This window comes from Arenibacter sp. P308M17 (assembly GCF_003426735.1).
Taxonomy (GTDB): domain Bacteria; phylum Bacteroidota; class Bacteroidia; order Flavobacteriales; family Flavobacteriaceae; genus Arenibacter.
In genome coordinates this window covers 738,523-750,711 of the sequence record NZ_QVON01000001.1, presented here as the reverse complement: position 1 = coordinate 750,711, position 12,189 = coordinate 738,523, and the positions used below count along the sequence as shown (strand labels likewise).

Genomic DNA, 12,189 nt, shown 5'->3' with positions numbered 1-12,189 from the left:
TATCCCATGTTTCCCAAATATACTAATTTAAACTACCGATTAAGGGAGTTTTTCCAATCATGGCCATTCATACTGAAGGCCAGATTGAATTCTTGGACGTATTGACCAGAAAGTCCGCTAAATTTTAAAAGTGATAACGGGTATTTTGGAATGATTGGTAACATCTTCCCCAATACTCCCCATTAGAAAGTGGGACAGCCCCTTCCTACCATGGGTGGGCAATCCTATAAGGTCGGCATTCCTACTTTCACTGAAAGCCAATATTCCCCGCTCTACACTATAGTCATTATAAATCTCCACTTCCAAACTTACTTTGGCCAAATGTAGGAACTTATTAATTTTCTTAAAGGCATCCTTAGTGCTCAGAAAATTATCCCCTGGAGTATTAATATTTACCAAAATCAATTCAGCGCTAAGCTTATCCGCCAATTTCTTGGCCCTTTGGAAGGCTTCCAGGTTTTCCTCTTCAAAATCGCAGGCAAAGACAAATCTCTTTACCTCAAAACCCTCTATATAATCTTTTATGACCAGTACTGGAATATTGGAATTCCTCACCATTTTCTCGGCATTGGAACCTACAAATATTTCCATTAGACCGTCCGTACCATGCGACCCCATCACAATTAGATCTGCGCCATGTTTATCCGCAATGGCATTCACTTCGCTAAACACCTTATGATGTTTAACGATTGGGGTAACTTTTATTCCTTTTAAGTAGGGCTTTTCCAAAAATGCTTCAAATCTTTTTTCTGCCAATTTTATGAGGAAGACGGCCTGCTCATAATGTGCCTGTTCATTGGCGGAGACAAGCGCTTCCGACAATTCCAGCATATGTAGGACAAAAATTTCGGATCCGTATTTTGTAGCAATGGAAGCCGCTGTTTTAAGGGCTTTTTCGGATTGTTCCGAAAAATCGACGGGCACAATAATTTTTTTCATAACATATTTTTTTTAATGATTAGTTTATCAAGAGATTAAAAATAGCCAGGGGCCCATTAAACAGTCATAGAAAACAATCTAGTTCCCGGAGCCTTGCGATGCAGGAACAGATCAAAAGCCATACATACATTGCGTACAAAAGGCCTTCCTTTTTCGGTAACGTAAATACCATTGGAAGCCATTTCCACCAAACCATCCAAAGCCATCTCCTTTAGTTTGTCCCTGACCACCTCCAACCCATTGAACCTTTCGTTGTGATGGTCCCAACCAGTCCTAAATTTACACATTAAATTTAAGATATGCCTGCGAATAACCCTATCTTCATCGGTTAAAATGTGACCTCTATAAATAGGTAAAATATTGTTTTCCACCAAATGGCCATACTCTTCCAGACCTTTTACATTTTGTGCAAAGCTATCCCAACTATCACTGATACTGGAAATCCCCAAACCAATCATTACCTTGGTCTTGGAGGCTGTATAGCCCATAAAATTCCTATGTAAGGTTCCCTTCTCCATAGCCTTGAAAAGCGAATCCTTCCTTAGCGAAAAATGATCCATTCCTATTTCCGAATAGCCCGCCTCGGCCAAGAGTGCCTTGCCCATAGCGTACTGCTCCCGTTTCTCCCCGGCCGTAGGCAAATCGGAATCCTTGTACCCTCTTTGTCCATTTCCTTTTAACCAGGGAACGTGTGCGTAACTATAAAATGCCAATCGATCTGGCATTAGCGCTTTCGTCTTTAAAATAGTCTCGGCAATATCTTCCTTCGTTTGGAAGGGCAAACCAAAAATAATATCATGGCCTACCGAAGTATACCCTATTTCCCTGGCCCATTGGGTAACATTCCTTACATTTTCAAAAGGTTGCAACCTATGAATGGCAAGCTGAACCTCCCTGTTATAATCCTGAACCCCATAACTTACCCTTCTAAACCCAACATCGTAAAGGGCTTTTAGATGTTCTTTGGTGGTATTATTGGGATGTCCTTCAAAACTAAATTCATAATTCTCCGTACGGGTAGCAGAGGCAAAAATACCATTGACAAGGCGTGTTAAATTTTCAGGTGAGAAGAAGGTAGGGGTACCACCTCCCAAATGAAGCTCCTTTATTCTTGGTTTTGTTTCAAACAATTCACAATAAAGTTTCCACTCCTTTAAGACATTACTGATATAAGGGTTTTCCACTTCATGCCGTTTGGTGATTCTTTTATGACACCCGCAAAAAGTACAGAGGCTTTCGCAAAAAGGCAGGTGAATGTAAAGGCTTATCCCTTCCTCTCCGTTACTTTCATTAAATTTTTTGATTAAGGTATTTCGCCATTGATGGCCGGAAAAAGTGTCCAAATCCCAATAGGGAACCGTGGGATAACTGGTATATCTGGGACCGGGAATATTATATTTTTGAACTAAATTGGTCATATGCCATTGTTGTATGTAATAGCCACAAAAATACCTTGGGGCGAACTATAAAAATATGACACTTATCAGGTTTCCTAATCGTACGGAAAAATAATGTCGACCATGCCGAACGGTATAATTCCCGAAATAATTATTTTCCCGCTCATTTAATTTAAATAATCGTTAAATACAGTACAATTGGAAACTAATTTTTTAAATAATCCGTTCTAGGAGCCCCTTTATGATAAAAACTATATTTTTGTAAACTTAAAAATAACCAATTATGACATTACTTTTAATGGCGGCCGGAAGTGGTAGCCGATATGGCAAGCTTAAACAATTTGATGACCTGGGCCCGAAAGACGAGTTCCTAATGGAATTCAGTATTTATGACGCCCTGAAAAATGGTTTTGACCACATAGTTGCCATTACAAAAAAGGAAAATGTAGACTTTTTAAAAGAGCACTTATCCAGCAGATTGCCAAAAAATATTAAACTGGATGTTTTGGCCCAGGAAGTAAACGATCTTCCAGAGGGAGTAACCTTTACCGGGGAAAGGGCAAAACCATGGGGTACGGCTCATGCAGTATGGACCGCAAGAAATGTAATCGATAGACCATTCGCCATCATTAATGCGGATGACTACTACGGTAAAAATGCTTTTGAAAGCGCCGCCCACTTTATAGGGAACAACAATAACAAAGAAACATTTGGCCTTATTGCCTATATCTTAAAAAACACCCTTTCCGAACATGGATCGGTGTCCAGGGGAGTATGTAAATCGGACGGAGGCAAATTGACCTCAATACATGAGCATACCAAAATAGAGGCCTTGGATAATGTTATCATTGATACGGATTCGGGCGCTAAATTTACAGGGGAAGAATTGGTCAGCATGAACTTCTGGGTCTGTCAACCTTCCATATTTCCATTTATTACCCAATACCTCAAGGACTTTATTGGAAATAAGGAGAATCACGCCAAAGGGGAAATATATCTACCTTTCGCCATAAAGGAAATGATTGCTAAAAATCTGATAGATGTGGATGTAATTCCTTCTGAAAGCCAATGGTTCGGGGTAACCTACGCCAGCGATAAGGATGTGGCAGTCTCGGAATTACAGCGTATGACGGACAATAATGGGTATCCCTCTCCTATTTGGGGCAATATTTAGACTTGTTGATCCATGATGGCAAATAAAAATGTTGAGCTCAACGAGCTGTTGAAAAACTTCGCTATAGATAGGAAAACCTATGGGTTCCAAGGAATAAACCAGGGCTATATCAATGATACATATTTGGTCTTGGACAACCATTGCCCAATGTATATTCTTCAAAGGGTAAACCATAATGTCTTTAAGGATATACATGGCCTAATGGACAATATAGCAAATGCTTTTCAACATTTGGCAGACCTGGATTATACCGCTATACAACTCCTAAAAACGGAATCGGGCAATTCCTATTTTAAGGATGAAAAAACGGGCTATTGGAGGTTAATGACGTATATCAACAACACCACTGCATATGACAATGCCACCAATACGGACATTGCCTTCCAAGCCGGGAAGGTGGTCGGTAAATTCCACCAACTTCTGGCGGAAGCTCCTTTGGACCACTACGTGGATACCATTCCACAATTCCATAATCTCCAGTTAAGGGAAAATCAATTTGAGGAATCCATTCTATCCGCTAGTGTAACAAAATTGCAAACGGCCAAACAGGCAATAAGTTTTGCCAAAGAAACCTTGGAGAAATTGAAAATTTTGGACAATTCCAAGTTGCCGTTACGGGTCTGCCACAATGACACCAAACTAAACAATATCCTTTTCTCCAAAGAGAATAACAAAGCCCTTTGCCTTATAGACCTGGATACCATTATGAAAGGGTATTTTTACTTTGATTTTGGGGATGCCATAAGGACTGTTGCCAATACTGCTACCGAAGACGAACAGGATCACAGGAAGATTACTTTTGAAAGACCCTTGTTCGAAGCCTTTATAAAAGGCCTGGAGAGTAACGGCCCCTTTTTGTATAAGGAAGAAATAGACCTTCTGCCCTGGGGAGCTGTATTTATGCCCTTTATTCATGGTCTAAGGGCCCTAACAGACTATTTGAACAACAATATCTATTACAAGGTATCATACGAAAACCAGAATTTGGACCGTTGCCGAAGCTTGTTCGATTTCACCAACAAAGCACTTCAAGAAATAGGTTATATGACCCAAGTCGTAAATAAAGGACTAACCCCTAAAGTTTAATTTTTTGTGTGATGGCAATGTTTAAAGCCTCTTCGTGGAATCCCTAACGATAAGACTGGTTTTAATTACCTTGGTGGTACAATCCATATATACCTTGCTCTCTATTCTTTCAATTAGGACCTTGGCGGCCGTTTCCCCTATAAAAGTACCGTGCTGACTTACAGCTGTAAGTGCGGGACTCACGTAGCGCGATAATTTGCCATTGGTAAACCCTATAACGGAAATATCTTCCGGCACCCTATACCCTCTGGCCTTGATCAACCTCAAGACCTCTACCGCCGTAATTTCATCCAAGGCCATAATACCGTCAATAGACTTATAATTCAACAGAAAAGTCACTAGAACTTCCAAATCGTCCTCCTTGCCTACCCTCAATATCAATTTATCATCAAAGGGAATACCTGCCTCTTCCAATGCTTTCCTATATCCTTCCACCCTCAATTTACCTACACTGGAATGATCAATAGTGGTAACGAGGGCAACCGTCCTGCAACCGATATTTAAAAAATATTTCGTGGTTTTATAGCCTGCCTCAAAATCATCCACCACCACCTTATCACACAGGATACCATCCGAAACCCTATCGAACATTACCAAGGGAATTTGTTCGTCCAAAAAATTTTGAAAATGCTCCAGTTTGTTCTTAAACTGTGTTTCTTCCGCCATGGACACGATTAATCCGTCAACAGTGCCGCCGCCCAGAAATTCAAGTGTTGCAACTTCCTTTTCATAGGATTCATCGCTAATACAGCTAAGTAAAATATACCCGTGTTCGTTAGCTACCTTTTCAATCCCTGAAAATACCTGAGTAAAAAAATAATTGAGAATATTGGGTACCACGACCCCTATGGTCTTGGTCTTCCGCTGCAATAAACTAAGGGCCACCTTGTTTGGCCTGTATTTATTATCCTTGGCAAACTGTTGGATTTTGGCCTTTAGACCATCACTAATTTCATGGCTGTCGTTAATAGCCTTGGAAACCGTTGAAATGGAAACATCAAAATATTGGGCAATCTCCTTTAGGGTTATTTTTTTCATTTTCAATCCTTAAAAAGCTCTCCTCTCTTTTAAAGAGGAGTGGCGGGAAAGGGAGATTAAACCCCGAAAATTCATGCACAGTATAATATAGGCTATTGATCCCAATCCCTCCGTCTTCGCTTAGGCGAAGCCTCCTCCCTTTGGTCAAAGGGAGAAGGCCTAATATTACAAATATTTACTTTTCCATAAAAATCGGCTTCTAATATCTAAATTAGAACAACCACGATTTAGCTAAAAAAGCTGGTCAGTGGAAAAAATCCTAAATATATTGATTAATGATGTTCTCGAAAAGCTCCTGTTTCCCGCTCTGTAATTTTAACTCCCCGTTTTCTTGTGCTATTTTATATAAGGCCTCCAGATTCAGTTTACCATTCTCAAAGTCCTTCCCTTTTCCCGAATCGAAAGAACTATATCTTTCCGAAAGCATCTTTTCATAGGCAGAGGAAGAAATGATCCTATCTGCAGTAAGCAAGGCCCGGGCAAAGGTATCGGCTCCCCCGATATGGGCATGGAAAACATCATCCAAATCAGTAGAATTCCTTCTTATTTTGGCGTCAAAGTTTACCCCACCACCTTGTAGTCCCCCTGCTTTAAGGAATACCAGCATGGCCTCGGTAGTTTCTTGGATATTGTTCGGGAACTGGTCGGTATCCCATCCATTTTGGTAATCCCCCCTATTGGCATCAATACTCCCCAACATTCCCGCTTTGGCCGCTACCGCCAATTCGTGCTGAAAAGTATGCTGGGCCAAAGTGGCGTGGTTCACCTCAATATTTATTTTAAAATCTTTCTCCAGTCCATATTCACGAAGGAAACCTATGGCCGTTGCCGTATCAAAATCGTATTGATGTTTGGAAGGTTCCATAGGCTTGGGCTCTATAAAAAAAGTTCCTTTAAAACCCTGCGCCCTGGCATAATCCCGGGCCATCCCCAAGAATTGGGCCATATGGTCCAATTCGCGTCCCATATCGGTATTTAAAAGGGACATATAACCTTCCCTACCTCCCCAGAAAACATAATTTTCGCCGCCAAGGGCAATGGTAGTATCCAAGGCCAATTTTATCTGCCCTCCTGCCCTTGCCACTACATTAAAATCCGGGTTGGTAGCGGCACCGTTCATATAACGTGGATTGGAGAAACAATTGGCCGTTCCCCACAATAATTTAATTCCGGAATCGGTCTTTTTCTTTTTCAAATAATCGGTTATTATAGACAACCGTTTCTCCGATTCCGCAAAAGTGGCCCCTTCCTGTATAAGATCAAAATCATGGAAACAAAAATAATCAAATCCCATTTTACTGATAAATTCAAAAGCAGCATCTGCCTTGTCCTTGGCTGCCTGCACTGGGTCCGTAGATTGGTCCCAAGCAAAATTCTGGGTGCCGGGACCGAACGGATCCGCTCCCTGCCCACAGAAGGTATGCCAATACGCTATTGCGAACTTAAAATGCTCGCGCATCGTCTTCCCGGCAACCACTTGGTCCGGATTGTAATATTTGAAGGCAAAAGGATTATCAGATTCCTTGCCCTCAAATTTAATATCCCCTATTCCCTTAAAGTATTCCTTGTTTCCAATTATTGCCATCTTTTATTTATTTTTAATGATTAGTTCCAATTCTTTTTTCCAATTTTCATAGGCCCTTTGATAAGCGCTTTTATTACTCAAAGGCTTAAAAGTCTTTACGTGGTCGTTATTGGTAATATAGGTTCCAAACTTCTCAAAACCCCCTTCAAATATTCCAACTGCCCTGGCCGCACCAATTGCCCCGGTAGTATTATAAATTTCAATGTCCTGTGACACTAAGGTGGATAGGGTATTGGAAAAGATTTCGGCCCGAAATAAATTATCGTTCCCGGCCCGCATTACCCCAATGGATATGCCGTCCGATTTAAGGATTTCCATGCCATAGACAAAGGAAAAGGCTATCCCTTCCAAAGCTGCCCTACAGATATGGGCCTTGGTATGGTTGTTAAGGTTGATGTTGACCATCCTAGTCCCTATATCCTGATTGTTCAGCATCCGCTCTGCCCCATTTCCAAACGGAATAAGACATACCCCGTCCGAACCCACTGGAATTTCCGAAGCCAAGGAATTCATTTCTTCATAGGATTCCACATCCAGATTATTTAAAAGCCAGCGGTACTGAATCCCGGCGCCATTGATATTCAACAATTTACCTACCCTTGGATGCTCTTTGCTGTAGTTGACGTGGGCAAAATTGTTTACCCTAGTGCTTTCCTTCCCGGATAGACTATCCGTAACCGCATAGACCACCCCAGAGGTACCTCCGGTGGCAGCAACTTCTCCCGGATTGAACACGTTAAGGGCCAAGGCATTATTGGGTTGGTCTCCCGCCCTGTACAGTATGGGGGTGCCTACTGCCAAACCACTTTCTTGCGCCCCTTTGGCATCCACTTTGGATTGAAGTCCAAAAGTATCTACAATATCCGGAATAAAGGACTTGGGAATACCATAATGCTCCATAAGCAGATGGGCCACCGAATCTTGTTTAAAATTCCAAAGGATACCTTCCGATAATCCGGAAATAGTAGTATTGATCACATTGGAAAAACGAAAGGCAATATAATCTCCCGGTAGCATGAGCTTGTCCGCCGCCCCATAAATCTCTGGTTCGTTCTCCTTTACCCATTTTAATTTGGAAGCCGTAAAGTTGGCCGGGGAATTTAATAAATGGGCCTTACAGATATCCTCTCCAAGGTCAGCATAAGCTTTCCGCCCAATTTCCACAGCGCGACTATCGCACCAAATAATGGATTTTCGTAACGGTTCCCCTTGTTTGTCCACCAATACCAGGCCATGCATCTGATAGGCAATACCTACCCCCTTAATCTGATCCCGGTCTATCCCGTATTTCTGTTGTAGTTTTTTAATGCCCTTGCAAACATATTCCCACCATTCCTTGGGATCCTGTTCCGCCCAACCATTTTTTAAGGCGAGCATTTCCATTTCAGTTTCGGGTTCCTGTACCACCCCAACACTCTTACCGGTATCTACCTCTACCAAAGCTACTTTAATTGAAGAGCTACCAATATCCAATCCCAAATAATACATATGTCCCAATATTTTATGGAATAAATTTATAATATGAAAATTTTTGAAGAATATACCAAATATATTAAAATCTATATCACGATACGCAAATTGAGCTACCGGGCATAATTAATAGCAAAAACCGAAGGCTATAATTACACCCTATTAAACTGCATAAATAACTAATAATGAATTAATTAAATTTTTTTTGTGGTCTAACGAAACTTTTCGAAAACGCTTTCGTAGAAATAGTTGCGAATTACTAGAGGCCATTAAAGACGGCCAGCAAATTTGGGCCAATACCCTTGATAGAATTTATTCCTTTTTTTTGTTCACCAAACCTTTGGTAAACTCGTTCAAGGTCTCCACTTTTTCTTCAAAATCCCCTTTTATGGTTTTTCGGAATTCGTTTAAATTTTTCACTAGATCGTCTATATTCTCTGGAATTACGTCTTCAAAAAACTGTCGTAAGCGTTTTGCCGTGGTAGGCGATTTCCCATTGGTAGAGATCGCCACCTTTACATTTCCCTTAGTGACGATACCTCCCATGTAAAAATCACAAAAAGGGGGGTTATCCGCCACGTTCACCAGAATATACTTTTCCCTGCAATCGTGATACACCTGTTCGTTTACATCCACCTTATCCGTAGTGGCAATCACCATATGCCGCCCGTCCAAGTACTTTTTCCTATAGATATCCTTGCTTATTTTTACCTGATGTTTTCCTGCAAGTTCCAATGTAGCATCCAAAAATTCCGGTGCCACCATCTCTACTTGGGCGTGCGGGCTGGATTTCAGCATAAATGTCAGTTTCTCCAAACCAACGTTACCACCGCCTATAATTAGGATATTTAGTTGGGATACTTTTAAAAAAACAGGGTATAATTCATTCCTTTCCATAAGTACTTCTGTATTATTCTTGTTTTCTGGTCGGCACAACCATCGCTTTCACTTATAAAAGAGCTCAAAAAATATTCTATTCAAAGATAACACACAAAATGCTTGACCCTCTTTGATTTTCGATAGATTTTTATATCCACCTAGTTGATTTTGTTAATTCGATGTAAAATGGAGTTATATTTTTTAATGTCATGGTCAAAAGCGCTAATTTCGATATTTGTAACCCAATACCCACATTAAGCAATTCCAATAGGTTTGTTTCTTAATGAAATGCACCACCGGCAACAATGCTGCTTTAACACTTTTATTATGACCAATTACATCCACCTGAAAAAGCTAACCATTTCCTTATTGCTCTTATTTGCTTACAACACAAGTGCGCAGGAACTTGTAGATTACGTTAATCCTTTGGTAGGCACAGATTCCAAGCCCAGCATGTCCAACGGAAATACCTATCCGGCCATAGCCATGCCATGGGGAATGAACTTTTGGACCCCACAAACGGGAAAAATGGGAGATGGTTGGGCATATACCTACGCTGCGGATAAATTAAGGGGCTTTAAACAGACCCACCAGCCTTCCCCTTGGATGAACGATTACGGCCAGTTTGCCATAATGCCCCTTACGGGAGAATTGCGCTTCACGGAAGACGATAGGGCCAGTTGGTTTTCGCACAAATCAGAGATCGTAAAGCCGCATTACTATAGTGTATATCTGGCCGATCATGATATTACCACAGAAATTACCCCGACGGAAAGAGCTGCCATGTTCAGGTTCACCTTTCCTGAAAACGAGAATTCACATGTCGTATTGGATGCCTTGGACAAAGGCTCCTACGTGAAAATTATTCCTAACGAACGTAAAATTATAGGGTATACCACCAAAAATAGCGGCGGTGTCCCTGACAATTTTAAGAACTACTTTGTGATGGTCTTTGATAAGGATTTCGAATCCGCCAAGACTTTTAGCGGGAAGCAGCTATTGGACGGTCTTGAGATCGAAACCGACCATGCCGGTGCCATTGTCAGCTTCAAAACAAAAAACGATGAAGTCGTGAGTGCCAAAGTAGCCTCCTCTTTTATTGGCCATGAGCAGGCCGAATTGAACCTAAAGGAACTTGGTACCGATGGTTTTGACACTATTAAGGAAAAAGGAAGGGCTAGTTGGAACAAGGAACTGGGAAGAATTAAAGTAGAAGGTGGCAGTGTGGACCAATTCAGGACCTTTTATTCCTGTCTCTATAGATCGTTGTTGTTTCCTAGAAAATTTTTTGAATATGACATAGATGGTAAGGTAGTTCACTATAGTCCTTATAACGGGCAAGTACTGCCAGGGTATATGTATACCGACACTGGGTTCTGGGACACATTTAGGGCACTTTTCCCTTTTCTCAACCTGATGTACCCCGAACTCAACTCCCAAATACAGGAAGGTCTTGCCAATGCATATAAAGAAAGTGGATGGTTGCCCGAATGGGGAAGTCCCGGCCTAAGAAACGTTATGGTAGGCAACAATTCCGCTTCCGTTGTAGCTGATGCCTATTTAAAAAATGGGAAAGACCAAAATTATGACATTGATACATTATATGAGGCCTTGATCCATGGCGCCAATAATGCAGGCCCGCTAACCGCGGTAGGACGTGCCGGAGTGGAGCATTACAATAAACTTGGGTATGTCCCCTATGATGTGGATATCAATGAAAATGCGGCCAGAACCTTGGAGTATGCCTATGACGATTTCACGATTTATCAGTTGGCAAAAGCCCTGAACAAACCTAAAAAGGAAATCGACCTATATAAAAAACGAAGCCTAAACTATAAAAATCTGTTCGACCCAGAGACCAAATTAATGCGTGGAAAGAACAGGAACGGCCAATTTATGGCTCCCTTTAATCCCTATAAATGGGGAGATGCCTTTACCGAGGGCAATAGTTGGCATTACACCTGGTCCGTTTTTCACGACATCCAGGGCTTGGCAGACCTAATGGGCGGTACCGAAGCCTTTGCCACCAAGTTGGATGAAGTGTTTTCATTACCGCCGGTTTTTGACGAGGGCTATTACGGTTTTGTTATCCATGAGATACGGGAAATGCAAGTGGCCAAAATGGGTCAGTATGCCCATGGCAATCAGCCCATACAGCATATGCCCTATTTATACAATTATGCCGGGCAACCCTGGAAAACCCAATATTGGGTAAGGGAAACCATGGATAGGATGTACACTCCGGCACCGGACGGCTATTGCGGGGATGAGGACAACGGCCAGACTTCCGCCTGGTATGTCTTTTCTGCCATGGGGTTTTATCCGGTCTGCCCAGGGACGGATCAGTATGTATTGGGAGGGCCCCTGTTCCAAAAAACAACGCTCACACTTCAAAATGGGAAAGAAATCATCATTAACGCACCCAAAAACAGCAACACCAACAAATATGTGAACGGGCTTACCTTAAACGGCAAGACATACTCCAAAAACTGGTTGGGCCATCAGGAATTGATGCAAGGGGCTGTTTTGGATTTTGAAATGACGGATACCCCAAACAAAAAAAGGGGAACTAAAAGCGAGGATTTCCCTTTTTCTCTTTCCAATGAAAAATAAGAACTATT

At 41.6% G+C, this 12,189-nt stretch carries 9 protein-coding genes; 3 read left to right on the top strand and 6 right to left on the bottom strand.

Features of this window, described 5'->3' with window-relative positions:
* Positions 1-117: 117 nt before the first annotated feature.
* Positions 118-939, bottom strand: coding sequence for a universal stress protein (locus D0S24_RS02985; protein WP_117018354.1), 822 nt, complete (start codon positions 937-939; stop codon positions 118-120).
* 56 nt (positions 940-995) lie between these two features.
* A complete protein-coding gene (hemN, locus tag D0S24_RS02980) occupies positions 996-2,357 on the bottom strand; it encodes an oxygen-independent coproporphyrinogen III oxidase (RefSeq protein WP_117018353.1) in 1,362 nt (453 codons plus the stop codon).
* 262 nt (positions 2,358-2,619) lie between these two features.
* Between hemN and D0S24_RS02975 the strand changes: the two genes are divergently transcribed.
* Both D0S24_RS02975 and D0S24_RS02970 read left to right on the top strand, forming a co-directional pair.
* On the top strand, positions 2,620-3,510 hold the full coding sequence (locus D0S24_RS02975; protein WP_251795698.1) for a sugar phosphate nucleotidyltransferase: 891 nt from the start codon (positions 2,620-2,622) through the stop codon (positions 3,508-3,510).
* Between the two features lie 12 nt (positions 3,511-3,522).
* Complete coding sequence (locus D0S24_RS02970) at positions 3,523-4,596, top strand: phosphotransferase enzyme family protein (protein ID WP_117018351.1); 1,074 nt, start codon at positions 3,523-3,525, stop codon at positions 4,594-4,596.
* Positions 4,597-4,617: 21 nt separating this feature from the next.
* On the opposite strand, the gene D0S24_RS02965 is transcribed toward D0S24_RS02970, so the two are convergent.
* The 4 genes from D0S24_RS02965 to D0S24_RS02950 all read right to left on the bottom strand — a co-directional run bounded on the left by D0S24_RS02965 (position 4,618) and on the right by D0S24_RS02950 (position 9,586).
* The gene (locus D0S24_RS02965) at positions 4,618-5,634 is read right to left on the bottom strand and encodes a LacI family DNA-binding transcriptional regulator (protein WP_117018350.1); all 1,017 of its coding nucleotides are present in this window, start codon (positions 5,632-5,634) and stop codon (positions 4,618-4,620) included.
* A 259-nt stretch (positions 5,635-5,893) separates the two neighbouring features.
* Positions 5,894-7,219, bottom strand: a complete 1,326-nt coding sequence (xylA, locus tag D0S24_RS02960; protein ID WP_117018349.1) for a xylose isomerase — start codon at positions 7,217-7,219, stop codon at positions 5,894-5,896.
* A 3-nt stretch (positions 7,220-7,222) separates the two neighbouring features.
* Entirely contained in the window at positions 7,223-8,707 is a 1,485-nt protein-coding gene (locus D0S24_RS02955) for a xylulokinase (RefSeq protein WP_117018348.1), read from the bottom strand.
* A gap of 294 nt (positions 8,708-9,001) precedes the next feature.
* Positions 9,002-9,586, bottom strand: a complete 585-nt coding sequence (locus D0S24_RS02950) for a bifunctional precorrin-2 dehydrogenase/sirohydrochlorin ferrochelatase (protein WP_117018583.1) — start codon at positions 9,584-9,586, stop codon at positions 9,002-9,004.
* Between the two features lie 309 nt (positions 9,587-9,895).
* On the opposite strand from D0S24_RS02950, the gene D0S24_RS02945 reads away from it, so the two are divergent.
* A complete protein-coding gene (locus tag D0S24_RS02945; protein WP_117018347.1) occupies positions 9,896-12,181 on the top strand; it encodes a GH92 family glycosyl hydrolase in 2,286 nt (761 codons plus the stop codon).
* The last annotated feature ends 8 nt before the right edge of the window (positions 12,182-12,189 follow it).

Coding starts and splice junctions, on each gene's coding strand:
- D0S24_RS02945 (WP_117018347.1), top strand. CDS start 9,896: ATGACCAATTACATCCACCTGAAAAAGCTAACCATTTCCTTATTGCTC.
- D0S24_RS02985 (WP_117018354.1), bottom strand. CDS start 939: ATGAAAAAAATTATTGTGCCCGTCGATTTTTCGGAACAATCCGAAAAA.
- xylA (WP_117018349.1), bottom strand. CDS start 7,219: ATGGCAATAATTGGAAACAAGGAATACTTTAAGGGAATAGGGGATATT.
- D0S24_RS02965 (WP_117018350.1), bottom strand. CDS start 5,634: ATGAAAAAAATAACCCTAAAGGAGATTGCCCAATATTTTGATGTTTCC.
- D0S24_RS02975 (WP_251795698.1), top strand. CDS start 2,620: ATGACATTACTTTTAATGGCGGCCGGAAGTGGTAGCCGATATGGCAAG.
- D0S24_RS02970 (WP_117018351.1), top strand. CDS start 3,523: ATGATGGCAAATAAAAATGTTGAGCTCAACGAGCTGTTGAAAAACTTC.
- hemN (WP_117018353.1), bottom strand. CDS start 2,357: ATGACCAATTTAGTTCAAAAATATAATATTCCCGGTCCCAGATATACC.
- D0S24_RS02955 (WP_117018348.1), bottom strand. CDS start 8,707: ATGTATTATTTGGGATTGGATATTGGTAGCTCTTCAATTAAAGTAGCT.
- D0S24_RS02950 (WP_117018583.1), bottom strand. CDS start 9,586: ATGGAAAGGAATGAATTATACCCTGTTTTTTTAAAAGTATCCCAACTA.